The 23,939-nt window shown below is 70.3% G+C and carries 21 protein-coding genes and 1 tRNA gene; 10 read left to right on the forward strand and 12 right to left on the reverse strand.

Annotated features, from left to right (window positions below; all coding sequences use genetic code 11):
• The first annotated feature begins 10 nt into the window (after nt 1-10).
• Genes idi through AC1DG4_RS18065 form a run of 7 tightly spaced genes read left to right on the forward strand, consistent with a single transcriptional unit; the run spans nt 11 to nt 5,620 of the window.
• Nucleotides 11-568 (forward strand): isopentenyl-diphosphate Delta-isomerase, encoded by a 558-nt coding sequence (gene idi, locus AC1DG4_RS18035; RefSeq protein ID WP_477380095.1) that lies wholly within the window; start codon nt 11-13, stop codon nt 566-568.
• On the forward strand, nt 565-1,620 hold the full coding sequence (locus tag AC1DG4_RS18040) for a polyprenyl synthetase family protein (protein ID WP_477380097.1): 1,056 nt from the start codon (nt 565-567) through the stop codon (nt 1,618-1,620). The genes idi and AC1DG4_RS18040 overlap by 4 nt, the downstream gene beginning before the upstream one ends.
• Nucleotides 1,617-2,495, forward strand: a complete 879-nt coding sequence (locus AC1DG4_RS18045) for a phytoene/squalene synthase family protein (protein WP_477380099.1) — start codon at nt 1,617-1,619, stop codon at nt 2,493-2,495. The genes AC1DG4_RS18040 and AC1DG4_RS18045 overlap by 4 nt, the downstream gene beginning before the upstream one ends.
• On the forward strand, nt 2,492-4,042 hold the full coding sequence (gene crtI / locus AC1DG4_RS18050; RefSeq protein WP_477380101.1) for a phytoene desaturase family protein: 1,551 nt from the start codon (nt 2,492-2,494) through the stop codon (nt 4,040-4,042). Before AC1DG4_RS18045 ends, crtI begins: the two co-directional genes overlap by 4 nt.
• Nucleotides 4,039-4,368, forward strand: coding sequence for a lycopene cyclase domain-containing protein (locus AC1DG4_RS18055; RefSeq protein ID WP_477380103.1), 330 nt, complete (start codon nt 4,039-4,041; stop codon nt 4,366-4,368). Before crtI ends, AC1DG4_RS18055 begins: the two co-directional genes overlap by 4 nt.
• Nucleotides 4,365-4,730 carry a lycopene cyclase domain-containing protein gene (locus AC1DG4_RS18060; RefSeq protein ID WP_477380105.1) on the forward strand — a complete coding sequence of 122 codons (366 nt, stop codon included), beginning with the start codon at nt 4,365-4,367 and terminating at the stop codon, nt 4,728-4,730. Before AC1DG4_RS18055 ends, AC1DG4_RS18060 begins: the two co-directional genes overlap by 4 nt.
• On the forward strand, nt 4,727-5,620 hold the full coding sequence (locus AC1DG4_RS18065; RefSeq protein WP_477380107.1) for a prenyltransferase: 894 nt from the start codon (nt 4,727-4,729) through the stop codon (nt 5,618-5,620). The genes AC1DG4_RS18060 and AC1DG4_RS18065 overlap by 4 nt, the downstream gene beginning before the upstream one ends.
• Before the next feature lie 77 nt (nt 5,621-5,697).
• Here the strand turns inward: AC1DG4_RS18065 and AC1DG4_RS18070 are convergent, their stop codons facing one another.
• Nucleotides 5,698-6,261, reverse strand: coding sequence for a TetR-like C-terminal domain-containing protein (locus tag AC1DG4_RS18070; protein WP_477380109.1), 564 nt, complete (start codon nt 6,259-6,261; stop codon nt 5,698-5,700).
• Nucleotides 6,262-6,314: 53 nt separating this feature from the next.
• On the opposite strand from AC1DG4_RS18070, the gene AC1DG4_RS18075 reads away from it, so the two are divergent.
• On the forward strand, nt 6,315-6,788 hold the full coding sequence (locus AC1DG4_RS18075; protein ID WP_477380111.1) for a DUF1772 domain-containing protein: 474 nt from the start codon (nt 6,315-6,317) through the stop codon (nt 6,786-6,788).
• Nucleotides 6,789-6,888: 100 nt separating this feature from the next.
• Here the strand turns inward: AC1DG4_RS18075 and rplA are convergent, their stop codons facing one another.
• The 5 genes from rplA to AC1DG4_RS18100 form a co-directional block, all read right to left on the reverse strand.
• Nucleotides 6,889-7,578 (reverse strand): 50S ribosomal protein L1, encoded by a 690-nt coding sequence (gene rplA, locus AC1DG4_RS18080; protein WP_477380113.1) that lies wholly within the window; start codon nt 7,576-7,578, stop codon nt 6,889-6,891.
• Between the two features lie 11 nt (nt 7,579-7,589).
• Nucleotides 7,590-8,021 (reverse strand): 50S ribosomal protein L11, encoded by a 432-nt coding sequence (gene rplK, locus AC1DG4_RS18085; protein ID WP_345183528.1) that lies wholly within the window; start codon nt 8,019-8,021, stop codon nt 7,590-7,592.
• 347 nt (nt 8,022-8,368) lie between these two features.
• On the reverse strand, nt 8,369-9,394 hold the full coding sequence (gene nusG, locus AC1DG4_RS18090; protein ID WP_477380115.1) for a transcription termination/antitermination protein NusG: 1,026 nt from the start codon (nt 9,392-9,394) through the stop codon (nt 8,369-8,371).
• 55 nt (nt 9,395-9,449) lie between these two features.
• Nucleotides 9,450-9,725 (reverse strand): preprotein translocase subunit SecE, encoded by a 276-nt coding sequence (gene secE / locus AC1DG4_RS18095; RefSeq protein WP_045250801.1) that lies wholly within the window; start codon nt 9,723-9,725, stop codon nt 9,450-9,452.
• A gap of 39 nt (nt 9,726-9,764) precedes the next feature.
• Nucleotides 9,765-9,837, reverse strand: a tRNA-Trp gene (locus AC1DG4_RS18100).
• Nucleotides 9,838-10,097: 260 nt separating this feature from the next.
• Between AC1DG4_RS18100 and AC1DG4_RS18105 the strand changes: the two genes are divergently transcribed.
• Nucleotides 10,098-11,960 carry an HSP90 family protein gene (locus AC1DG4_RS18105; protein ID WP_477421396.1) on the forward strand — a complete coding sequence of 621 codons (1,863 nt, stop codon included), beginning with the start codon at nt 10,098-10,100 and terminating at the stop codon, nt 11,958-11,960.
• Between the two features lie 77 nt (nt 11,961-12,037).
• Nucleotides 12,038-14,863 (forward strand): hypothetical protein, encoded by a 2,826-nt coding sequence (locus AC1DG4_RS18110; RefSeq protein WP_477380119.1) that lies wholly within the window; start codon nt 12,038-12,040, stop codon nt 14,861-14,863.
• A gap of 54 nt (nt 14,864-14,917) precedes the next feature.
• On the opposite strand, the gene poxB is transcribed toward AC1DG4_RS18110, so the two are convergent.
• The 6 genes from poxB to AC1DG4_RS18140 form a co-directional block, all read right to left on the reverse strand.
• Nucleotides 14,918-16,642 (reverse strand): ubiquinone-dependent pyruvate dehydrogenase, encoded by a 1,725-nt coding sequence (gene poxB, locus AC1DG4_RS18115; protein WP_477380121.1) that lies wholly within the window; start codon nt 16,640-16,642, stop codon nt 14,918-14,920.
• A 384-nt stretch (nt 16,643-17,026) separates the two neighbouring features.
• Nucleotides 17,027-18,388, reverse strand: coding sequence for an NAD-dependent succinate-semialdehyde dehydrogenase (locus AC1DG4_RS18120; protein ID WP_477380123.1), 1,362 nt, complete (start codon nt 18,386-18,388; stop codon nt 17,027-17,029).
• A gap of 87 nt (nt 18,389-18,475) precedes the next feature.
• Nucleotides 18,476-19,939 carry an NAD-dependent succinate-semialdehyde dehydrogenase gene (locus tag AC1DG4_RS18125; RefSeq protein ID WP_477380125.1) on the reverse strand — a complete coding sequence of 488 codons (1,464 nt, stop codon included), beginning with the start codon at nt 19,937-19,939 and terminating at the stop codon, nt 18,476-18,478.
• A gap of 46 nt (nt 19,940-19,985) precedes the next feature.
• Nucleotides 19,986-21,548, reverse strand: coding sequence for an APC family permease (locus AC1DG4_RS18130; RefSeq protein ID WP_477380127.1), 1,563 nt, complete (start codon nt 21,546-21,548; stop codon nt 19,986-19,988).
• The gene (locus AC1DG4_RS18135) at nt 21,545-22,498 is read right to left on the reverse strand and encodes a universal stress protein (protein WP_477380128.1); all 954 of its coding nucleotides are present in this window, start codon (nt 22,496-22,498) and stop codon (nt 21,545-21,547) included. Before AC1DG4_RS18135 ends, AC1DG4_RS18130 begins: the two co-directional genes overlap by 4 nt.
• The gene (locus tag AC1DG4_RS18140) at nt 22,495-23,895 is read right to left on the reverse strand and encodes a flavin monoamine oxidase family protein (RefSeq protein ID WP_477380130.1); all 1,401 of its coding nucleotides are present in this window, start codon (nt 23,893-23,895) and stop codon (nt 22,495-22,497) included. The genes AC1DG4_RS18135 and AC1DG4_RS18140 overlap by 4 nt, the downstream gene beginning before the upstream one ends.
• Between the last annotated feature and the right edge of the window lie 44 nt (nt 23,896-23,939).

Below are 23,939 nucleotides of genomic sequence, written 5' to 3' on the forward strand. Positions count from 1 at the left end.
AAGGATGATCGTGACCCTTGACGCCGATATGGTCGTGCTTCTGGACGCCGACGGTGCCGAGATCGGCGCTGCGCCCAAACACAGCGTCCATGGCGCCGACACCAGACTCCATCTCGCCTTCTCCTGCCACGTGTTCGATCCCCGGGGTCGCCTGCTGGTGACCCGGCGCGCGCTGACCAAGACCGCGTGGCCGGGCGTCTGGACCAACTCGTTCTGCGGACACCCGACCCCCGGCGAACACCTCCTGGCCGCCGTCCGGCGCCGGGCCGAGCACGAGCTCGGACTCACGCTCGCCACGGTCGAGCCGGTGCTCCCGTTCTTCCGCTACCGCGCGACCGACGCCGCAGGAATCGTCGAGAACGAGATCTGCCCCGTGTACATCGCCACGACCGCGCACCAGCCTCGCCCGCACCCGGACGAGGTGATCGAGTATCGCTGGGTGGATGCGGAGGACCTCGAGCAGGCGGTGCGCCGTGCCCCGTGGGCGTTCAGCCCCTGGCTCGTGCTGCAGGCGCAGCTGCTGCCGTTCCTGGGCGGAGGCACCGGGCTCGAGGAGCTGGCCTCATGATCGACCGCGTGCTCTCGGCCGATGTGCTCGCCGACGTCGAGGCCGTCATCGATGAGTGCTTCCGCGAGGTGTCGGACCGGATCGGAGACGTCGAGGGCTTCGACGCGGTCTGGGATCACGCCCGTCGCGGCGCCGAAGGCGGCAAGCTGCTGCGCCCGCGGCTGCTGCTCGCCGCGTGTCGCGCGTTCGCGGACGAACCCTCCGAGAGCGCGGTGCGCGCCGCGGCCGCACTCGAGCTGCTGCATCTGGCGTTCCTGCTGCACGACGACGTCATCGACCGAGACCTCGTCCGGCGCGGCGGGCCCAACCTGGTCGCCCTGCGCCGAGATGCGGCCCGCGCCGCCGGCGCCGACGAGGCCACCGCGCTCCGCTACGGCGAGAGCTGTGCGATCCTGGCGGGCGATCTGCTCCTCTCCGCCGCGCACCGGCTCATCGCCGATCTCGAACCGCCGCGGGAGCACCGGGCCGCGCTGAGGAGGATCCTGGGCGATGCGATCGACGCGGCCGTGGTCGGCGAGCATGCGGACATCCTGACGGGCGTCCGCGGCGAGGCGGGCGAGGAGGCGATCCTGCGCACCATGGAGTTCAAGACGGCCCGCTACTCGTTCAGCGCTCCCCTGCGGATCGGTGCGCTGCTCGGCGGCGCCTCTCCGAGCGCGGTCGAATCGCTGGGCTTCATCGGCACGACGATCGGCATCGCGTACCAGGCGCGAGATGACGTGCTCGGCGTCTTCGGCGATCCGCAGCAGACCGGAAAATCCGTCCTCTCCGATCTGCGCGAGGGCAAAGTCACGCTGCTCATCGCGCACGCGAGGAACCATCCCGCCTGGAAAGCCGCGGCGGCGCACTTCGGCGATCCCGATCTCGGCGAGGCAGAGGCGGACATGCTCCGCACCGCGATCGAGCGCTCGGGCGGGCTCGCCCGCACGGAGGCCGTGATCTCGGGCCTCGTCGCCGAGGCTCGTGCTTCGATGCGGCTCACCGCCCTCCCCTCAGGACTGATCGAAGACCTGGAGCACGTCATCGCCGGCGCGACGGAGCGCCACCGATGACCGCCGACGCCGGCCTCGCGCTCTACGATCGCACCGCAGCCCGCGGGTCCGTTCAGGTCCTGGACAGTTACTCGACGTCGTTCCGGCTCTCGAGCCGGCTGTGCTCGCCGGCCGTGCGCGCCGACCTCGCCGCCATCTACGCGCTCGTCCGGGTGGCCGACGAGATCGTCGACGGGTGCGCCGCGCGGGCGGGGCTCTCCTCCGCGCAGTGCCGCGAGGTGCTGGACGGGCTCGAGAGAGAGGTCGAGACGGCGCTGCAGTCGGGCTACAGCGCCAACCTCGTCGTGCATGCGTTCGCCGCCACCGCCCGCGCGACGGGCATCGGGACAGCCCTGACCCGACCGTTCTTCGCCTCGATGCGCCGCGATCTCTCTCCTCTCGTGTTCACGGAGGAGAGCGAGCTCGACGAGTACGTGCACGGATCCGCCGAGGTCGTCGGGCTCATGTGCCTCGCCTCCTTCCGCCGAGGGCTGACACCGGAGCCCGTGCGAGACGCCCGCTGGGATCGCGGCGCGATCGCGCTCGGCTCGGCGTTCCAGCGGGTGAACTTCCTCCGCGACCTCGGCGAGGACGCCGACGGACTCGGGCGGCGCTACTTCCCCGGCATCGATCCGCACGGCTTCACCGATGCCCAACGCGATCGCATCCTGGACCGCGTCGAGGCGGAGCTCTCGATCGCCGACGCCGTGATCGGCGAGCTGCCGACGTCGTCCCGCCGCGCCGTGGCCGCCGCACATCTGCTGTACGCAGAGCTCGCCGCGCGACTGCGGCGCACGCCGGCGCCCGTGCTCGTCGCGCGGCGCATCCGTGTGCCGGCGTCGCGCAAGGCCGCGCTGCTCGTGCGGGCGATGCTCCGCGGCGAAGGCCCGCAGTGAGCCGGGTCGCCGTGCTCGGGGGCGGCATCTCCGGGATCGCTTCGGCCGCGCTGCTCGCCGCGGACGGTCACGACGTGTCCCTCTTCGAGCAGTCCGATCGGCTCGGTGGCCGTGCGGGACTCTGGGAGCAGGAGGGATTCCGCTTCGACACGGGCCCATCGTGGTACCTGATGCCCGAGGTGTTCGACCACTGCTTCCGCCTCCTGGGCACGAGTGCCGCGGCCGAACTCGACCTCGTACGTCTCGAACCCGCCTATCGGGTCTTCTCCGAGGATGACGCTCCCCTCGACGTGCATTCCGCGCGCGAGCGCTCGCTCGCACTGTTCGAGGCGGTCGAGGCCGGCGCCGGGGCTGCACTGGCCCGGCATCTCGATTCGGCGGCGCGCACCGCACGGATCGCGAACGACCGGTTCCTGTACACGGACTTCTCGCATCCGCGGGCCTTCCTGCCGGGGCGCGACCTGGGAGAGCTCCCGCGACTGGCGACGCTGCTGGGGACCTCGCTGCAGAACATGGTCGAGGCATCGTTCTCGGATCGCCGGCTACGACAGATCCTGCAGTACCCCGCCGTCTTCCTCGGCGGGGCGCCCGCGCTCGCCCCTGCACTGTTCCATCTCATGAGCACGTTCGACCTCGAGGACGGAGTCCAGTACCCCCGGGGCGGCTTCACCACGGTCATCGATGCCTTCGCCCGGAGGGCTCGTGCCGCGGGTGCACAACTGCACACGAGTGCACGCGTACACAGGATCCTCGTCGAACATGGCGCGGTGCACGGCATCGCAGTCTCCAGGAACGGCGTCCTGCACGAGGAGGCTTTCGACCGCGTCGTGAGCACGGTGGACATGCACCACAGCGACACCGCCCTGCTGCCGTCGACTGCCCGAGAGCGGTCCGCGGCGCGCTGGAAGCGGATGAACCCCGGCACGGGAGCCGTGCTCGCGATGCTCGGCATCCGCGGACGGCTGCCAGGGCTCACACACCACAACCTGGTCTTCACCGACGATTGGGACGCCAATTTCGACGCGATCTTCGGATCCGCACCGCGGGTGCCGGAGCCGGCGTCGTTCTACGCGTGTATGCCCAGCGCGACCGACCCGACGGTCACTCCGGACGGCCATGAGAACCTGTTCCTGCTCATCCCGGTGCCGGCGGATCCCACGATCGGCGCAGGGGGCCTCGACGGACGGGGGGCCTCGGCGGTCGAGCGCGTCGCCGACCGGGCGATCACCGCGCTCGCGGCGCACGCCGGCGCCCCGGACCTCCCCGAACGCATCGTCGTGCGGCGCACGGTGGGGCCTGCCGACTTCGCGCGCGACCTGCACTCGTTCCGGGGGTCGGCCCTCGGCCCGGCGCACACGCTGCGGCAGAGCGCGTTCCTGCGCGGACGGACCCGCTCCCGCACGACGCGCGGGCTCTTCTACGCCGGCGCGACCACGCTTCCGGGCATCGGCCTTCCGATGTGCCTGATCAGCGCCGAGCTCGTCCTGAAGGCCTTCCGCGGCGACCGCACGAGCGGCCCGCTGCCCGTCCCGGCGGAGCCGCGATGAACTTCCTCTACCTCGGCCTGCTGCTCGTCTCGATGATCTGCGTGGGTCTCGTCGATGCGCGCTGGCGACTGTTCCTCTGGGCCGCACCGAAACGGGCGCTGCTCGTCCTCCTCGCGGGCTTCACGATGCTCCTGCTCTGGGATGTCGTGGGGATCGCGACGGGCATCTTCTCGCGTGACACCAACCCCCTCTCGACGGGCGCACTCCTCGCTCCCCATCTGCCGATCGAGGAGCCGGTCTTCCTGCTGTTCCTCGTGCAGGTGACGATGGTGCTCTACACCGGAGCGCGGCGGATCCTGCAGCCCCGCGAGGAGCGGCGTCGGTGAACGCCACGTACCTGATCGTCGACGCGGCCTTCCTCGCGCCGTGCGCGCTCGTGCAGACGCTCACGTGGCGTCGGCGCCCTCCGCGGCACGGTCCGGCGCTGGTGGTCGCGATCCTCGGTCTCGTGGCGCTGACGGCCGTCTTCGACTCCCTGATGATCGCGGGCGGACTCTTCACTTACGCCTCCGATCGGATCAGCGGCATCAGGATCGGCCTGGCCCCCGTCGAGGACCTCGCCTACCCGATCGCCGCTGCCCTGCTCGGCTCGGCCGTATGGAACCACCGTCGCAGCTCGCCCGAGAGCCGGCGGGGTCGGGGCGAGTCGGATCCCACCGCCCCAACGTCCGAGGAGCCCCGTCGATGAGCACGAGCGCCGCTCGATCTCTGCCCCGCGACCTCCTGCTCGCCTCCCGCCCGCTGAGCTGGATCAACACCGCCTTCGGTTTCGCGGCCGCCTATCTCCTGACGACCGGCCGCGTGGACGCTGCCCTCGTGATCGGCACACTGTTCTTCCTCGTTCCGTACAACCTCACGATGTACGGGATCAACGACGTCTTCGACTACGCCTCGGATCTCGCGAATCCACGTAAGGGCGGGGCCGAGGGGGCGGTGCTCTCCCCCGCCAGGCACCGCCTCGTGATGGCGTGGTCTCTGCTGCTGCCCGTGCCTTTCCTCGTCATACTCGTCGCGCTGGGGGACCCGCTGTCCTGGCTCGTACTGGCGGTCAGCTTGTTCGCGGTCGTCGCCTACTCGGTCCCCACGCTGCGGTTCAAGGAGATTCCGTTCCTCGACTCGATCACCTCGAGCGTCCACTTCGTCTCACCGGCCGTGTACGGGCTCGTCCTCGCGGGCGCGACGCCGACCCCCGCGCTCGTGATGTTACTGCTCGCCTTCTTCGCGTGGGGCGTCGCGAGCCACGCGTTCGGCGCGGTGCAGGACGTGCTGCCCGATCGGGAGGCGGGGATCGCCTCGATCGCGACCGTCCTGGGCGCCAGGAGGACCGTGCGTTTCGCGCTGTCGATGTGGATGCTCTCCGGCACGCTCATGCTGTTCACGACCTGGCCCGGCCCACTGGCCGCGATGCTCGCGCTGCCTTACATCGCCGCGGCGTGGCCGTTCCGCTCCGTGACGGACGCCGGGTCCGCGACGACGAATCGCGGGTGGCATCGCTTCCTCGCCCTGAACTACGTGTGCGGCTTCCTGGCCACGATGCTTCTGGCCTGGTGGGCGGTCCTCGGGGGCGCGGCGTCCTGAGCCTCTTGCGTGCCGGCACCGGTCACCGGCCGCACTGCGCATGCGGCACCCGATGCGCCGCGACCACGCCGACGCCTTCAGCGTCGGAACAGCGCGAGGATGGTCTCGAGGCGCGCCTGTTCCAGCGCGAGGTCGAGCCGCTCCGACGCCGCCAGCCGCGCGACCCCATGCAGCATGCTCCACAGCAGCTCCGCCCGCACGACCGCGGTCCGCTCATCGATCCCGTCCGCCGAAACCGCGCGCAGGAACGGATCGAATGCAGCACGCAGCGGCGCGGGCGTCTGCTCGGAAGCGAAGGCGATGCGAGTGCGCGCTTCGAACATCGCCTCGTACAGGGCAGGGTGGGCGCGAGCGAACGCGAGGTAGGCGGAGACGAGGTATGCGAGCGGATCCGCGTCGCTCGGATCCGCGAGCTGATCCGCCATCGCGATGAACCCTTCGATCATCACCTGCTCGACGATCTCATCCCTCCCGCCAGGGAAGGAGCGGTACAGGATCGGCTGGCTGAAGCCGATCTCGGTTGCCAGACGCCGGACGGTCACCGCCGGCCACCCCTCGGTCTCAGCGACACGACGCGCGGCGGCGACGATCGCGCGGGAACGGTCGCCGGAGTCGGCGCGTGGAGGCGTTGACGGGCTCATACGGTGATGTTAGCATCGCTAACTGTTAGCGCCGCTAACCGTGAGGAGAAGCCATGTCCATCGCCATCATCGTCGCCGCCATCGGCGCGATCGCCGCCATCGCCGTCATCTTCGGCACCGATGTGCTCGCCGCTGTGGTGCTGCGCCCCGTCTATGCCGAAGTCGACGAGCAGACGCTCGTGCAGGTGGTCGGCCGCGGGCACCATTACGGCGACCGCCGCCTGCCGATCGTCGGCATCGCAAGCGTCGTGCTCACCGCGGCGGCAGCCGCGCTCTCGCTGTTCTGGGGAAGCGTGCTCGCCGCAGTTCTCGCCGCCGCCGCACTCGCCGTGCTGCTCCTCTGGCTGCTGCTGTTCGCCCGCGTCGCGAAGCCGATCAACGCCACCCTCACCGCCGCCGCGCTCGACGGTACCGTGCCCGCCGACGCCCGGGCGCTGCAGGATCGGTGGGAGTCGATCATCCCCCTGCGCGCCACGCTGCAGGGACTCGCGCTGGTGCTGCTGTGCGTCGCCCTGGTGGTGCGCTGAGCGGCGATCACCACGGCCGCACCCGCCCGGGAATGCGGAAGACCCCCACCCCGAGGGGTGAGGGTCTTCCGAAGAGCGTCTCCTGAGCCTGTCGAAGGGCTCAGATGGCGTTGACGTCCAGCGGGATGCCGGGGCCGAACGTGGTCGACACCGCACCCTTCTGGATGTAGCGGCCCTTGGAGCTGGACGGCTTGAGGCGAACGATCTCCTCGAGAGCGGTCTTGATGTTCTCGTCGAGCTGCTCGGCCGAGAACGAGGCCTTGCCGACGACGAAGTGCACGTTGGCGTGCTTGTCGACGCGGAACTCGATCTTTCCGCCCTTGATCTCCTCGACGGCCTTGGCCGGGTTCGGGGTCACGGTGCCGGTCTTCGGGTTCGGCATCAGACCACGGGGGCCCAGCACCTTGCCGAGACGGCCGACCTGGCCCATGAGCTCCGGCGTGGAGACAGCCGCGTCGAAGTTGGTCCAGCCGCCGGCGACCTTCTCGATGAGCTCGGCGCCGCCGACCTCGTCCGCACCCGCGGCGATCGCGGCCTCAGCGGCCGGACCCGTCGCGAACACGATGACGCGGGCGGTCTTGCCGGTGCCGTGCGGGAGGATGACGGTGCCGCGCACCATCTGGTCCGCCTTGCGCGGGTCGACGGAGAGCTTCAGCGCGACCTCGACGGTGGAGTCGAACTTCGCAGAGCCGGTCTCCTTCGCCAGGGTGACAGCCTCGGTCGGGGTGTAGAAACGGTCCGCGTCGATCTTCGCGACGGCGGCGTTGTAAGCCTTGGACTTGGTAGCCATTTTTATCTCCCTCAGCCCTCGACCGTGATGCCCATGGAACGGGCGGTTCCGGCGATGATCTTGGACGCGGCGTCGATGTCGTTCGCGTTCAGGTCGGCCTGCTTCTGCTCGGCGATCTGACGGACCTGCTCGGCGCTGATCTTCGCGACCTTGACGGTGTGCGGAGTGGCGGAGCCCTTCTGCACGCCCGCAGCCTTCTTGATCAGCTCGGCCGCCGGCGGGGTCTTCAGGACGAAGGTGAAGCTGCGGTCCTCGTAGACGGTGATCTCCACGGGGATGACGTTGCCGCGCTGCGACTCGGTCGCGGCGTTGTACGCCTTGCAGAACTCCATGATGTTGACGCCATGCTGACCGAGCGCGGGGCCGATCGGCGGCGCCGGGTTGGCTGCACCGGCGTTGATCTGAAGCTTGATCAGGCCGGTCACCTTCTTCTTAGGTGCCATAGTTGTTCCTTTCTCGAGCGGATGCCCTGGGGACATCCCTCTCCCGCGGATCCGGCATCTCCGGATCGCGGTGATGTTCGCGCGTCCTTCGACAAGCTCAGGAACCGACCGAGGCGACGCACAAACCATAGAAGTCTACCGGATCCCGGGCCTTCTCGCATCGCAGCCCCGAGCCTGGCGGCTGCACGATCCGGATACGGATGCACGACCGTTCCGGCGGATCCGTCGTGCATCCGTTGCGGGGTCGTGCAAGCGTGCCACGGAGGCCGCGGTCACCGAGCCCGCGGGACACACGAGAACGGCCGCCCCGAGGGACGGCCGTTCCGCAATGCGCTTCCGGAGAAGCGTCAGATCATCTTGGTGACCTGGTCGAACGACAGCTCGACCGGGGTCTCGCGCTCGAACAGCGAGACGAGCACGGTGAGCTTGCCGCTCTCCGGCTTGATCTCGGAGATCGAACCGGGAAGACCCGCGAACGAGCCCTCCTTGATCGTGATGGTCTCGCCGATCTCGAAGTCGACCTCGGCCGCGAGCGGGCGGGCCACGGCGACGCCGCCCTTGGCCGTGACGGCCTTGGCGGTCGGGACGTCCTTGACCTCGACGAGGGACTTCAGCATGTTGAAGGCCTCTTCGAAGCGGAGCGGAGTCGGGTTGTGCGCGTTGCCGACGAAGCCGGTGACGCCGGGCGTGTGCCGCACGACGGACCAGGTGTCCTCGTTGAGTTCCATGCGCACGAGCACGTAGCCGGGGATCCGGACGCGCGTGACCATCTTGCGCTGACCGTTCTTGATCTCGACGACGTCCTCCATCGGGACCTCGATCTGGTAGATGTCGTCCTCGACCTCGAGCGTCGACTTGCGCTGCTCGATGTTGGCCTTCACCTTGCGCTCGAAGCCGGCGTAGGAGTGCAGGACGTACCACTTGCCGGGGAGCATGCGCAGGTCCATGCGGAAGGACTCGTACGGGTCCTCCTCCACGGCCTCGTCGTCCGCCTGATCCTCGTCGGCGTTCAGGTCGGGACCGTCGTAGGGGGCGACCTCGTCTGCGGCCGCGGCCTCACGATCGGCGGCTTCCTCGGCCACGGAGTCGTTGAGAACCTCTGCGGCAGCCTCTGATTCGGCTGCTTCGTCCAGGTTGAGAGCGTCGTTCACGATCGCGTCTGCCTCCGGGTCTTCGTCGATGTCGATGTCTTCTTCGTCCACGTCGTCGTCCTCGTCGCCCTCGATGTGCAGGGCCACGTGCTCCGCAGGCGTGACGGCTCGTTCTTCGGAGGCGAGGATGTCGCCCTCCTGGGCCTCGTCGTCCTCGCTGGACTGCTCAGCGGCGGTCGCCCAGTCGACGTCGTCTCCGAGGTATCGTTCGCGTTCGGACACTGGTTCTTCTCTCCTTCAGGTTCGGCCAGGGGTCAGATGCCGCCGGGCCGCGGGATCACGCGGTTTTCCCGGGAACCCCGAAGACTTGCGTCGTCAGCCACGAGAAGGCCATGTCGAGCCCGTACACGAGGGCCATCATCACGATGACGAACCCCAGCACGACCAGGGTGTACTTGACGAGCTCCTTGCGCGTGGGGGTGACCACTTTGCGGAGCTCGGCGATCACCTGACGGAAGAACAGCGCGATGCGACCGAAGAAGCCGAGCTTCTTGTCACGGCTCGCGCCGCCGTTCGCCGTGGGAACCACAGCGCCCGATGCGTCCTGAACCATCCTCGAGTACCTTTCGTGTGCCGGCTGCACGCCGACGCGCAGGGCGGACAGGAATCGAACCTGCAACCTGCGGTTTTGGAGACCGCTGCTCTGCCAATTGAGCTACCGCCCTAGAGATCCGGAGATCTCTGTCCGCATCCTGTCCACGCTCCGGGAGACCCGGGGCACGGCGAAAGAATGCAGACAACAACTGCTGGTCCAGTGTACGGCATCCGCACCGACCCTCCGAACCGGGGCCGCATCCCGGGCGCGGCACGCCCGTCCCCGAGGCCTCCGCGCCCGCACCGCACGGCGAGGTCCGACGCATGGTTGTTAGGCTCGCCTCAAGGCCGCTCATCCCTCCTGGACACTGCGGCCGCGGAGGGAGAATCGATGGCGGCGGACGATCCGGCACGCGYGGAATCACAGCAGTTCCAGGTGGATCTGCGCGGCGTCGTCGACCTGCTCAGCCGGCACATCTATTCCGGGCCCCGCGTCTACCTGCGAGAGCTGTTGCAGAACGCCCGCGACGCGATCGCCGCACGGCGCGAGGTCGACGGACTCGGCGGCACGATACGGATCAGGCCGCTCCCGGCCGAGGGCGGCGAGTTCGTCCTGACCGATGACGGCGTCGGACTCACGGCGAGCGAGGTCGCCGAGTTGCTCGCGACCGTCGGGCGCAGCTCCAAGCGCGACATCTTCGACCTGCCCCGCAGCGACTATCTCGGTCAGTTCGGCATCGGCCTGCTCAGCTGCTTCATGGTGGCGGACGAGATCGTGATCCGCTCCCGCAGCGCCCGCGGCGGCCGCGGAGTCGAGTGGGTCGGATCCGCCGACGGCACCTTCCGGGTGCGCGAGCTCGACGAAGACCTGCCCCTCGGCACGAGCGTGCACCTCGTGCCGCGGTTCGACGCCGGCGATCTGCTCCGGGCGGACGCCGTGCGCGAGCTCGCCACGACCTTCGCCGAGTTCCTGCCCACGACCGTGCTGCTGGAGCTGCCCGGCGGCGACGTGCAGATCACGCACGACGCGCCGTTCCTGGACCCGCGGCGGGATCCGGCCGGGACGGCCGCGTACGGCCGGGAGTTGATCGGATCCGCTCCCCTCGACGTCATCGAGCTCGCCGAGCCCGCCACCGGCACGCGCGGCGTCGCGTACGTGCTGCCCTTCGCTCCCCCGCCCGGCGCACGCCAGGCGACGCGGATGTACCTCGGCCGCATGCTGCTCTCCGAACGCGCCGACGACGTGCTGCCGGAGTGGGCGTTCTTCGTGCGGGCCGTGATCGACTCGACGGGCCTGAACCCCACCGCGAGTCGGGAGTCGCTGGTCGACGACGAGGCGCTCGCCCTCGTGCGGCAGCAGCTCGGAGGGACGCTCAGGCGCTGGGTGCTCGAGCTGGGACTGAGCGCGCCGCACCGGCTCGCCCAGTTCGTCGCGGTGCACGAGGTGGGGCTGAAGTCGCTCATCCGGCACGACGACGAGCTCGCCCGGTTCATCACGCGCTGGCTGACCGTCGAGACCACGCACGGCACGATGAGCGTCGGGGACCTCGTCGAGCGCTATGAGCGGATCCGCTACGCGGAGACCGTCGACGAGTTCCGCCAGGTCGCCGGGATCAGCCGTACCGAGCAGATCCTGGTGAACGGCGGCTACCTGTACGACGCGGATCTGATCCGTCGCCTCCCTGAGCTGTACCCGGCCGTGACGATCGAGCGGGTCGACGTCGTGAACGAGCTGGACCGGCTGGATCCGCCGCCGCTCGACGACAGGGCCGCGGCGATCGCGCTGGAGGACCGTGCGGCCGCGGTGCTGGCAGAGGTCGGTTGCGCCGTCGTGGTGCGGACCATCGACCAGCCGGAGCTTCCGTCGCTGTACGTCGCGGATCCCACCGTGCTGCGCCGCATCGACCGCACCAGGACCAAGGGCATCGCGGGGGCGCTCTGGGGCGGGGTGCTGGACCGCATCGACGGCGCCGTCGGCGAGGTCCGGGACGACGACCTCGCCGCCAGGCTGTGCCTGAACTGGGGCAACCGCGTGGTGCGATCGCTCAGGGCTGTCGCCGACGACGCGGTGTTCGCACGGACCGTGCAGCTGCTTTACATCCAGGCGCTGCTCGCCGGACACCGCCCACTCGGCGACGCCGACCGGACGCTGATGACCGGCGCACTGTCCGACCTCCTCGCCCTCTCGGCCGGAGTGACCGGCCTCGAGCTGCCCCCACTGGCCGACGAGCCCGATCCCCTCACCCCGTCCTGACGGCGGGGCGCACCTCCCGCCGACGGCGGGACAGCACCTCACCCGCTCCCGGCGGGTCCGCACATCCGGAGGAAGACATGGCAGGACAGAACGCGGAGCTGGACCGGCTCCTCGAAGAGATCGACCGCACGCCCTGGGGGCCCCAGGAGCAGGCTCTCGTCGCCGAGGCCGTCGCGCTCGCGCAGGAGATCGGAGATGAGCAGCTCGAGTACCAGGCCCGGATGCGGCAGACCGCGTCGGCGAACATGGGCGGGCTCACCGACCTGATGCTGAGCTCGTTCGCCTGGTGCCTCACGCACCACGACGCGGATCCGGCCCGCTTCCCCGCCGACATCGACAACGGCGCGGCCGACCTGATGTGGCAGTTCAAGTGGATGGCGTCGTCGCTGCGCAGCTCGCCCGCGTTCTCCCCGGAGCAGATCACGGCTGTCCTGGACGACATGGAGGCGCACTACCGCACCGCGGGGCTCGGGATGAGCGGCGTGCTGATGGCGCGCTTCGAGGATGCGCACGCGGCAGGGCGGATGGATGATGCGGAACGACTGCGCGTGCAGCTGGAGGCGACGCCGCGCGATTCGCACAGCCACTGCGACGCGTGCGGCCGGAGCCAGGTCGCCGGGTTCTTCGCCGACACGGACCGCGACGAGGACGCGATCCGGCTCGTCGAGGAGATGCTCGAGGGTGGCTTCTCCTGCGGCGAGGAGCCAGAGCACGCCCTCTCGATGTCGCTGCTGCCGTACCTGCGTCTCGGCCGCGGCGAGCAGGCGCGTGCGGCGCATCTGCGCAGCTACCGGCTCGCGAAGGACAACCCCGATCTGCTCACCGCGATCGCGAACAGCATCCGGTTCTGCGCGCTGAGCGGCAACGAGGCCCGTGCGCTCACCCTCATCGAGCGGCACCTCCCCTGGCTCGCCCACGACCCGCTGAATGCGCAGGGCCACTTCGGGATGCTCACCGCGATCGGCACCGCTCTCGACGCGGTCACGGCGGCAGGCCACGGCGCGACACCCGTGCGCGGAGCCGGCTCCCCCGACCTGGAGCGCTTCTTCGGCGCGCACGACGACGCGGACGGCGTGGCATGGTCCGCCGCCGAGCTCGCGGCGGCCGCCTGGGCCGCGGCGGAGCGGATCGGCGTGCGGTTCGACGAGCGCGACGGCACCGACAATCACGCGCAGCGCCTGCAGTTCGCACGGAAGACGGCCGGCGAGCGTTACGACGTGCCGATCCGCAGCGACGTGTTCGTGGCGCCAGCGGTGGATGCGACCCCGACCGACGACGAGGGCTGGTACCGTCGCGTGCTCGACCTCGCCGGCTATGGCGCGGCGGCGGACACGCTGGACGCGCTGGCGCACGTGATCGACCGGGTCGATGCCGAGCGCCACGCGGTGCTCACCGGCCAGCGACTCGCCGCGCTGGTGAACCTGGAGCGGGTCGAGGAAGCCGCCGCGCTGCTGCCGGACCGCCTGCGCTCTCTGCGTGCCGCCGGGCTCGAGGCCCAGGCCGACGTCGAGGAGCGGTTCGGACTGGCTCTGTTCGGCACCGCGACGGAGACCGACAACGCCGCGCTCGCCGAGCTGTTCGCGGCCTCCGCGGATCCGTCCGGCCCCGCAGCCCTGCCGCCGGCGACCCGCGGCGACATCGCCCTGACTCTGGCGTTCGATCTCGGCGAGGATGATCCGGCCGCCGCGCTCGCGCTCTCAGAGCAGGCTGCCGCCCTGTTCGCCGAGGCGGGCGACGCACGCCTCGGGCACGGCGCCGAGATCGCCGCGGCCATGGCGCTGCTGCGCTCCGAGCGGGTCGACGAGGCGCTCGCGCGGACCGACGCGCTGCTGGCCGATTCCTCGATCACGCTCGGCGTGCGCGCGCGGATGCTCGAGATGCGGGCACGCGTCCATGGCGGGCGCGGCGCATTCGCCGAGGGGGCGGCCGACGCCGACGAGGCCGGCCGCATCCTGGCGGAGCTCGGCAGCAGGCCGGGTCTCGCAGGGGCACAGATGCTCGCCGGCGCCCTCTGGGAGGACGCGGAGGAGCCGGAGCAGGCGCTCGCGCGCTATCGCGTCGGCGCCCGCCTGCTGGAGCAGCACGGCGGCGACGTCGCAGGGGCGAAGTATCGGGTGGCGCGCAGCATGCTGAACTCCGGCGCGGTGGACGAGGCCGCGGAGCTGTTCGGCGAGGTGCTGCAGCTCGAGGAGGCGGACGAGGTCCCCGCGGGCAGCCGGGCGATGACCGCGCTGATGCTGGCACGGGCGCTCCGTGCGGCCGGCGAGGGCGGGCAGGCGTACGGCGCCTTCGGCTACGCGGCCGAACTGTTCGGCGAGGCGGAGAACCCCGCCGATCAGGCGCTCGCGCTGATGAATCGTGCCCAGATCCTCGCTCAGTACGACGAACGGGACCAGGCCGTCGAGACCCTCGAGGAGGCCGCGACGATCGTCCGCACGGCCGAGGACGCCCCGGCCGCCATGGTCGAGGTGCTGCACACCCTCGGCCAGTCGTACGGCGCGCAGCAGGATCCTCGCGCCTTCGTGCTGTTCGACGAGGTCGAGGCCGTCGCGCGGGCGAACGATGCGGACTGGGTCGTCGCCGACGTCACGGACTCGCGCGCGCGGGCGCTGCTGGCCGCCGAGCGCGTGGACGAGGGCGTCGCCGCGGCGCTCACGGCCTCGGATGCGTTCGCCGCCGTAGGCGACGCGCAGTCCGCCGGCGGATCGGCGCTGCTCGCCGCCCGCGCGCTCAACGGCGGAGGGCGCGCGGCCGATGCGGTCGCCGCCTATCGCGCGGTGCTCGACCAGGCGGCGGGCATCCCGCCGCTCCGCCAGATCGCCGCGCTCGAGCTCGGCGATGTTCTGCAGGGCCTCGGCCGCGACGCCGAGGCGGCCGAGGTGCGTCGGCTCGCAGAAGACTGACACGGATCCGGATCCGGTCCCGGGGCACTGCCACGGGATCGGATCCGTCCCCGCTCAGAACAGCTGGCGCCAGTTGGCCTTCGCCAGGTCGAGCAGCTCGTCGCCGCGCCCGGAGAGCACGGTGCGGATCGCGTACAGCGCGAAGCCCTTGACCTGTTCGGCGTTCACCGCTGGCGGCATGGAGAGCTCCTGCCGCTCGGTCACGACGTCCAGGAGCGCCGGGCCGTCGTGCGCGAGCACCTCGGCGAGCGCGGCGGGCAGGTCCTCGCTGCGTTCCACACGCCGCCCGAAGATGCCCATGGCCTCCGCGACGGCTGCGAAGTCGGGATTGTGCAGGTCGGTGCCGTAGTTCACGAAGCCTGCGGCCTTCATCTCCAACTCCACGAAGTTGAGCGAGGAGTTGTTCACCACGATCGTCTTCACCGGCAGCCGGTTCTGCGTGAGCGAGATGAGCTCGCCGAGCATCATCGTGAGCCCGCCATCGCCCGCGAGCGCCACGACCTGGCGATCCGGCTCCGTCGCCTGCGCGCCGATTCCGTGCAGCAACGCGTTCGCCATGGAACCGTGGTTGAAGGATCCGATGAGCCGGCGCTTGCCGTTCATGTGCAGGTAGCGGGCGGCCCAGACCGTGGGCGAGCCCACGTCGGCGGTGAAGACGGCGTCGTCCGCTGCGGCCTCGTCGAGCAGCCGCGCCAGGTACTGCGGGTGGATCGGGGCCTTGCCGCGTGAGGGCACCGCCAGCTCGTCGAGCTTGGCCCTGGTCTTGCGGTAGTGCGCCGTGGCGTCATCGAGGTGCACCCGTCGACGGTCGGCCTTGAGTCGCGGCAGCAGCGCCGCCGCGGTCGCGCCGACATCGCCGACGAGGCCCAGATCCAGCGGATGGCGCCGTCCCAGGTTCTCTCCGCGGATGTCGACCTGGATCGTCGTCGCATTCGCCGGGTAGAACTGCGGATAGGGGAAGTCGGATCCGAGGATCAGCAGGGCGTCGGCGCCGTCCATCGCCCGGTAGCCGGAGGCGAAGCCGAGCAGGCCGGTCATCCCCACGTCGAAGGGGTTGTCGTACTCCACGAACTCCTTGCCGCGGAGGGCGTGCACGACGGGGGCGGCAAGGCGGTCGGCGAGAGCGACGATCTCGTCGTGCGCCCCTTCGGCACCCGCGCCGGCGAGGATCGTGACCTTGGACGCGGCGTTCAGCAGGGTCGCCGCGCGCTCCAGCTCCGGGCCGCTCGGCACCACCACGGGCCTGCTGCGCTCGATCACCGTGACACGATCGTCGTCCGCCTGCGCGAGCGCGATGTCCCCCGGGATGACGAGCACGGCGACGCCGCGCTTCTCGATCGCCTGACGCATCGCGATCTGCAGCAGCCGCGGCATCTGAGCCGGATCCGACACATACTCGACGTACACGCTGCATTCGCGGAACAGCTCCTGCGGATGGGTCTCCTGGAAGTACTGGGTGCCGATCTCGCTGGTCGGGATGTGCGCGGCGATCGCGAGTACCGGCACCCGCGAGCGGTTGGCGTCGTAGAGGCCGTTGATGAGGTGCAGGTTGCCCGGACCGCAGGATCCGGCCACCACCGCCAGCTCCCCCGTCAGCGCGGCTTCGGCAGCCGCGGCGAAGGCGGCGGTCTCCTCATGGCGCACGTGCACCCAGCGGAGGGCGCCGTCCTTGCGCAGGGCGTCGGTGAAGCCGTTCAGGGAGTCCCCGGGGATCCCGTACACGCGCTTCACCCCGTTCGCGCGAAGGGTGCTGACGATGTTCTCGGCGACGGTGGTCATGGCGGCCTCTCGTGAAAGCAAACAGGACACTCCGAGGCTACGCCCGTCCCCGCCCCCTCGGCCGGTCCGCGCGCCCCGCATTGACCGCGAGACCGAAGCTGATCCACCCGCTCCCGTCGCGAAGGTTGCCGCTCTGGTTCACCGATAGCGACATCCTCTGCGACGGGAGCGGGAGGAAGGTGACGCCCGCCGCAGACCGGGGACGACGACGGGGCGGGCGCCGCAGGAGGTGCGACGTCCGCGCCCGTGGCCGCTTGTTCGCCGTCATTGCCGGTGAAACCGAAACTCCGTCCCGAGACCGGCGATACGATCGTCGGTCTCGGGACGGAGGTTCGGTCTCGCGGTCACCCCGCGGTACGCGTGGTCACCCCGCGCCCGCCGGGATCAGGCGACGCGGATGAGCTTCTTGTTCACGAACTCGTCGGCGGCGAGCAGGCCCAGCTCGCGCGAGGTGCCGCTGCGCTTCACTCCGCCGAAGGGCAGCTCCGGGCTGTCGGCGAGCACGACGTTCACGTAGACCATGCCCGCGTCGATGCCGTTCGCCACGCGCTCGGCCTGCGCCTCGTCGGTGGTGAACACGTAGGATCCGAGCCCGAACGAGGTGTCGTTCGCGAGCGCGACCGCCGCGTCCTCGTCGGCGACGCGGTAGACGACCGCGGCCGGGCCGAACAGCTCCTCGCGGTACACGTCCATCGCGGGCGTGACGTCGGCGAGCAGCGTCGGGGCGTAGAAGGCACCCTCCCTGGTTCCACCGGTGAGCAGGGTCGCGCCCTGCGCCACGGCGCCGTCGACCTGCTTCTGCAGGTTGATCGCGGCCGCCTCCGACACGAGCGGGCCGAGCACGGTGTCCTCCTGCGTCGGGTCGGCCGGGCTGACGGCCGACATCGCCGCGACGGCCTTCTCCACGAACGCGTCGTAGAGGCCGTCCACGACGATGAAGCGCTTGGCGCCGTTGCAGGCCTGCCCGTTGTTGTCCAGGCGCGCGTCGACGGCCGCCTGCACCGTCGCGTCCAGGTCGTCGGTGGACAGCAGGATGAACGGGTCGGATCCGCCGAGCTCGAGCGCGACCTTCTTCAGGTTGCGTCCTGCCACCTCGGCCACAGCCGCACCGGCGCGCTCGGATCCGGTCACCGAGACGCCCTGCACGCGCGGGTCGGCGACGATCGTCGCGGACTGCTCGTTCGTGGCGTACACGTTGACATAGCCCCCGTCGGGCAGGCCGGCGTCGCGGTAGATCTCCTCGAGGAGCGCCGCGGACTCGGGGCACTGCGGTGCGTGCTTGAGGATGATCGTGTTGCCGATCGCCAGGTTCGGACCGGTGAACCGGGCGACCTGGTAGGCCGGGAAGTTCCACGGCATGATGCCGAACAGCGCACCGAGGGGCGCCTTGCGGATCACCGCGGTGCCCTCGCCGAGGATGTCCAGCGGCTGGTCGGCGTTGATCTTCTCCGCGTTGTCGGCGTAGAACTCGATGATGTCGGCGGCGAAGTCGACCTCGCCGACCGCGGCGGCGAGCGGCTTGCCCATCTCGCGGACGATGATCGCGGCGAACTCGTCACGACGGGCACGGTGCCCCTCGGCGATCTTCCGCACGACCGCGGCGCGCTCGGCGACGGGCGTGGCCCCCCACACCGCGGCCGCGGCGTGGGCGCGCGACACGGCGTCCTCGATCTGCGCGTCGGTGAAGGTCTCGTAGGTGGCCAGGGTCTCGCCCGTGGCCGGGTTGACGACGGCGTAGTCGCTCATTCCGGTTCCTTTCGGTTGGTCAGATCGTGGTTGCAGGAGGGGACGGAACGCGGCTCCCGGAGGATCGCCGCGTTCCGTCCGGATGTCTCAGTCGACCGGGATCAGCGTGTACTTGGTGGACAGGTACTCGTGGATGCCCTCGAAACCGCCCTCGCGGCCGACACCCGACTGCTTGACGCCGCCGAAGGGGGCGGCCGCGTTGGAGACGACGCCCACGTTCAGACCCATCATGCCCGTCTCGAGCGCGTCGATCATCCGGTGACCGCGAGCGAGGTCCTGCGTGAACACGTAGGACACCAGGCCGTACTCGGTGTCGTTCGCGAGGCGCACGGCCTCCGCCTCGTCGGCGAAGGTCGCGATCGCGAGCACCGGGCCGAAGATCTCCTCACGGAGGATCTCGCTTCCGGCCTGCACGTTCGCGAGCACGGTCGGCTCGTAGAAGGATCCGACGCCCTCGAGCGCCTTGCCGCCGGACAGCAGCGTCGCGCCGCGCCCGACGGCGTCGCCGACGAGCTCCTGCGCCTTGGCGACCGCGTCGTGGTCGATCAGCGGGCCGATCGAGACGCCGTCCTCGGTGCCACGACCGATCTTCATCGCGTCCACGCGCTCGGTGATGCGCCGGGCGAACTCGTCCGCGACGTCCTGGTGCACGATGAACCGGTTCGCGGCGGTGCACGCCTGGCCGATGTTGCGGAACTTCGCCGCGAGGGCGCCCTCCACGGCCTTGTCCAGATCCGCGTCTTCGAAGACCACGAACGGGGCGTTGCCGCCGAGCTCCATCGACACCCGCAGCACGCCCTCCGCCGCCTGGGCGATGAGCTTGCGGCCGACCTCGGTGGAGCCGGTGAAGGACAGCTTGCGCAGCCGCGGGTCGGCGATGATCGGAGCCGACAGCGCGGAGGAGCGCGAGGTCTGCACGACGTTCACGACGCCGGCGGGCAGGCCGGCCTCCTCGAGCAGCTTGACGAAGTACATCGTGGTGAGCGGGGTCAGTGCCGGGGGCTTGATGACCACGGTGCAGCCGGCCGCGAGCGCGGGCGCGATCTTGCGGGTCGCCATCGCGAACGGGAAGTTCCACGGGGTCACGAAGAACGAGGGGCCCACGGGGCGCTGCGAGACGACCATGCGGCCGGTGCCCTCGGGGTTCAGGCCGTAGCGGCCGGAGATGCGCACCGCCTCCTCGCTGAACCAGCGCAGGAACTCCCCGCCGTAGCCGACCTCGCCACGGGCCTCCGCCAGAGGCTTGCCCATCTCGATGGTCATCAGCAGCGCCAGGTCCTCCTTGTGCGCCTGCACGAGGTCGAACGCGCGGCGGAGGATGTCGCTGCGCGTGCGCGGCGGGGTCGCGGCCCAGGAGTCCTGTGCGGCGACGGCCGCGTCGAGCGCCCGCATGCCGTCCGCCGGCGAGGCGTCGGCGATCGTGCGCACGACGTCGTTGGTGGCGGGATCACGCACGTCGAAGGTCTTATCGCCTTCAGCGGCGACCCACTCGCCCGCGATGTAGAGCCCGGTGGGGACGCTGTCCAGCAGCGTCTTCTCCTGATCGGTCATGAGTGCTCCTTCTTTCTCGATATCTGTTGCGGATCCGCGTCACGCCTCAGCGGCGGCGCAGGCTCTCCGGTGCGGCCATGGTGAGCGTCTCCCCGCGGAAGAAGCCCGGGGATCGGACGTACTGGACGATCATCACCACGACGCCCAGCAGGATGACCGAGACGCCCAGGATGAACACCAGCCCGACACCTCCGATCTGCGATCCGCTGCCGGTCGCCCCCGGCGTCCAGCTCTCCACGAGGGACAGCCCGAAGATGCCGAAGAGGATGATCCCCCCGATGAGGGGGAACAGGAACGTGAAGAACACGTTCCGCGCCGAGTCAAACCACTGCTTGCGGAAGTACCACACGCAGGCGAACGCCGTGATCCCGTAGTAGAAGCAGATCATGATCCCCAGCGCCGCGATTGTGTCCCAGAGCACGGTGTCGCTCACCAGGCGCATGATCGCGTAGAACGCGCTGGCCACGATCGCGGCGACCACCGTCGCGTACCCCGGGGTGAAGAACCGCGGGCTCACCGTGGCGAACTTCGGCGGCAGCGCCCCGTAGTGGCCCATCGCGAGCAGGGTGCGGGCCGGGCTCACGAACGTGGACTGCAGCGACGATGCGGAAGAGGTGAGCACGGCGAGCGACACGAGGAACGCGAGCGGCCCCATGATCGGGCCCGACAGCGCGAAGAACACGTTCTCCTGGATGCCTTCGTTGCCGAGACCCAAGGCTCCGGTTCCGACGCCCGCGAACATGATCATGCCGATCGTCAGCAGCAGGTAGACCGAGATGATGGTGATCACCGTCGTGGTCGCCGCACGCCCGGGGGTGCGCTCGGGATCCTTCGTCTCCTCGTTCATGGTGAGGGTGACGTCCCAGCCCCAGAACATGAAGATCGACAGCGACAGGCCGGTCACCAGCGCGCCGACCGAGGAGATCGCGAACGGGTCGAACCACTGGATGTCGAAGCGCGTGGGGTCGAAGGCGTCGCCGCTCGCGCCGCGCACGATCGCGACCACCGCGAACACCAGCAGCACGACGAGCTGGAAGCCGACCAGCACGTACTGCAGCTTCTGCGAGGTCTGCATGTCGCGATACGAGATCCAGGTCGCCCCGAGCATGAACAACAGGCACACGCCCACGTTGATGAACGGGTTGGAGGCGAGATCCGAGATCCCGGGGTTCTGCGCGATCTGGGAGATCAGCAGGAACAGGAAGTCGACCGCGATACCGGCGAGGTTCGACAGCACCAGGATGGTCGCGGCGATGAGACCCCAGCCGGCCATCCAGCCGATCCAGGGCCCGAAGGCGCGGGTCGCCCACGTGAAGGAGGTGCCGGAGTCGGGCATCTCGCGGTTCAGCTCGCGGTAGCCGAAGGCCACGAGCAGCATCGGGATGAAGCCGACCAGCAGCACCGCGGGCACCTGGGTGCCCACGGCGGAGGCGGTGGGGCCGACGCCGGCGGTGAAGGTGTAGGCCGGGGCGATGCAGGAGATGCCCATCACGATCGCGCCGAGGAGGCCGACCGTGCCGACGCTCAGCCCCTTGCGGGAGATGCCGCCGGTCACCGAATCGGAGGGCGTTTCAGCCTGCACGGCGGTCCGCTCGTCGGTGGCGGTCATGCGTCGGCTCCCTTCGGGGTCTCGGTGTCGGTGGTGGTGTCCGGCGCGGCCTTCTCCAGTGCGTCCGCAAGCGGGTCGTTGCTCGTGCGCGGCACGACGATCATGGGGACCGGCAGCACATGCAGCATCTTGGCCGCCGTGGAGCCCAGGAAGAGCCGGCGCGGCTGCGCGAGCCGGCTGGATCCCACGACGAGCATCTCGCCCGGCTTCCACGCCAGTCGCGCCACGGCCTCTTCGATCGTCCCGCCCGGCGCGTGCTCGAGCTCGGCGTCGACGCCCTCGGGGAGCGCGTCGGACGCACGGGCGAGCACGTCCTCGCCGAGCGCGTCGTCGACCAGGCGCATCGAACCCGTGCTGAGACCCGCCGGCATGTCGAACGGCACGAGCGAGATGAGCCTCAGTCCGCTGTCGGTCATCGCGGCGAGCCGCACGGCCGCATCCAGCAGCACGTCGGCGCCGGGCCGGGTGCCGATCGCGGCCGTCACCCTGGACACGTCGGTGTCGGCGTCGATGCCACGGGCGAGACCCGCGGGCGCCAGCGCCACGGGCACCGGAGAGAAGTGCAGCAGCTCGCTGGCGACGCTCCCGATCCGGTGATAGCCGAACAGGCCGCCGTTGGCGGCGCCAACGACGATCAGCCCCGCCCCGAACTCCTCCGCGGCCTCGACGAGGCCCTCGGCGAACGACTCCGCCAGGCGCACGTGGCCGGAGTGCGAGACGCCGGCCGGAATGCGACCGGCGGCGTCGCGCAGCCACGTGCGCGCCTGCTTCTGGATGTGCGTCTCGTAGGAGCGCTCCGGCGGCACCGCGGCCGACAGCGCACCCTCACGGGGCAGTACCGTCACGACGTGCAGGTGCGCTCCGGCGCTGCGCGCGAGCCGCACGCCCAGCGCGAGGGCGTCGGATCCGGAGTTCGTCGGGCGGAAGCCGACGACGATGGCTCGGGTCATGCGCCATCCAGGGCGGGCTCGCGCAACTCGTCGGCGACCGCGGAGCGGTCCGCTTCGAGGATCTGCGACGCGGCGAGGCGACCCATGCGGATCGCGCCGTCGACGTGCTGGTAGCCGGCGCCGGCCAGGTCGGAGCAGGCGAAGTGGATCGGGCCCACGGAGGCGCGGAGGTCCTTGCCGTAACGGTGCAGGCCGCCCATGTCGAAGCTCGCGGCGTAGGCGCCGCGGGTCCACTCCTCGGTGCCCCAGTCGCTCTCGTAGTAGACGACCGGGTTCTTGGCCGCGGGGCCGTAGTAGTGCGCGAGGGACTCGAGGATCCGCTCCTTGCGCTCCTCGGCGCTCAGCTCGAACACGTCGTCGGCGTTCTGGTCGCTCACGAAGCCGACCAGCGTGCCGCGCTCGTCGGCGTGGTTGGTGTTGTCGTACGCCTCGTGCACGAGCTCGTAGGGGCTGAACGCCGTGCCGGACTGGCCCTGCTCGCGCCAGAACGGGCGGTCGTAGACGGCGTGCACCTTGATCACGAAGCCCATCGACAGGTGCTGGTGCATCTGGTGCTGGCGGCGCGGCAGCGAAGGCACGAAGGAGATCCGGTCGTAGAGCACCGGCGCGTGCGCGAGGATCGCGTAGCGGGCGCGGACCGTGAGCGCGTCGGTCGTCGCTGTCACGCCGTTCTCACCCCACTCCAGCGAGCGCACGGGCTGGTTCAGCAGCACGTCGTCGCCGAGGCGGTCTGCGAGCAGTAGCGGAACCTGCTGCAGTCCGCCCACGACGCGCTTGTCGAGGATGAAGTCGGCGTCGACGAGGTTCGAGTAAGAGCCCGCGGATGCCGCCATCAGCAGCGACTGGAGCAGCGAGAACGTGTGCGTCGGCTTGGTGAGCATCGCGGATCCGGTCGCGAACGCGAGGTTGCGCACGGCCTCGTCGTCGTCGCTCTGCTCGCGCAGCCAGGCGTCCCAGGTGACCGCGTCCCACTCGGCGGCCTTCGGGTGCGCGTACGGGCGGTCGGGGTCGATCTCGGCGACCATGGCGTCGAGGCGCTCGGTGATCTCGGCGATGACCTTCTCGGTCTCCGCGGAGACCGGGAACATCTCACCCGTGAAGCGGTGCAGGGTGCCGTCGGGGCCGACGTAGACGCTGTCGCCCTCGCGGTAGCGGCTGTAGGTCTCCAGCCCCAGCTCGTCGATGGTCTCGATCAGCGCATCCTGGTCGGGCGAGACCCACTGGCCGCCGATCTCGAGCATGGCGCCGTCGATGACGTCGGTCCACAGCCGCCCGCCGACACGGTCGCGGGCCTCGAGCACCACGACCGACAAGCCCGCCTTGCGCAGTTCGTTCGCGGCGGTGGTGCCTGCGGCGCCCGCTCCCACGATGAGCACGTCACGGGTGATATCGGCCAATTTCGACTCCTTCATCGGATGCGCGTTGGTGCGCGGTGCAGCGG

The sequence above is a fragment of the Microbacterium sp. 05N427 genome, from assembly GCF_056397105.1.

Excerpts from the sequence above, each read along its gene's own strand:
- AC1DG4_RS18040 (WP_477380097.1), top strand. The coding sequence starts at position 565 with ATGATCGACCGCGTGCTCTCGGCCGATGTGCTCGCCGACGTCGAGGCC.
- AC1DG4_RS18045 (WP_477380099.1), top strand. The coding sequence starts at position 1,617 with ATGACCGCCGACGCCGGCCTCGCGCTCTACGATCGCACCGCAGCCCGC.
- AC1DG4_RS18055 (WP_477380103.1), top strand. The coding sequence starts at position 4,039 with ATGAACTTCCTCTACCTCGGCCTGCTGCTCGTCTCGATGATCTGCGTG.
- AC1DG4_RS18065 (WP_477380107.1), top strand. The coding sequence starts at position 4,727 with ATGAGCACGAGCGCCGCTCGATCTCTGCCCCGCGACCTCCTGCTCGCC.
- AC1DG4_RS18070 (WP_477380109.1), bottom strand. The coding sequence starts at position 6,261 with ATGAGCCCGTCAACGCCTCCACGCGCCGACTCCGGCGACCGTTCCCGC.
- AC1DG4_RS18075 (WP_477380111.1), top strand. The coding sequence starts at position 6,315 with ATGTCCATCGCCATCATCGTCGCCGCCATCGGCGCGATCGCCGCCATC.
- rplA (WP_477380113.1), bottom strand. The coding sequence starts at position 7,578 with ATGGCTACCAAGTCCAAGGCTTACAACGCCGCCGTCGCGAAGATCGAC.
- rplK (WP_345183528.1), bottom strand. The coding sequence starts at position 8,021 with ATGGCACCTAAGAAGAAGGTGACCGGCCTGATCAAGCTTCAGATCAAC.
- secE (WP_045250801.1), bottom strand. The coding sequence starts at position 9,725 with ATGGTTCAGGACGCATCGGGCGCTGTGGTTCCCACGGCGAACGGCGGC.
- AC1DG4_RS18110 (WP_477380119.1), top strand. The coding sequence starts at position 12,038 with ATGGCAGGACAGAACGCGGAGCTGGACCGGCTCCTCGAAGAGATCGAC.
- poxB (WP_477380121.1), bottom strand. The coding sequence starts at position 16,642 with ATGACCACCGTCGCCGAGAACATCGTCAGCACCCTTCGCGCGAACGGG.
- AC1DG4_RS18120 (WP_477380123.1), bottom strand. The coding sequence starts at position 18,388 with ATGAGCGACTACGCCGTCGTCAACCCGGCCACGGGCGAGACCCTGGCC.
- AC1DG4_RS18125 (WP_477380125.1), bottom strand. The coding sequence starts at position 19,939 with ATGACCGATCAGGAGAAGACGCTGCTGGACAGCGTCCCCACCGGGCTC.
- AC1DG4_RS18130 (WP_477380127.1), bottom strand. The coding sequence starts at position 21,548 with ATGACCGCCACCGACGAGCGGACCGCCGTGCAGGCTGAAACGCCCTCC.
- AC1DG4_RS18135 (WP_477380128.1), bottom strand. The coding sequence starts at position 22,498 with ATGACCCGAGCCATCGTCGTCGGCTTCCGCCCGACGAACTCCGGATCC.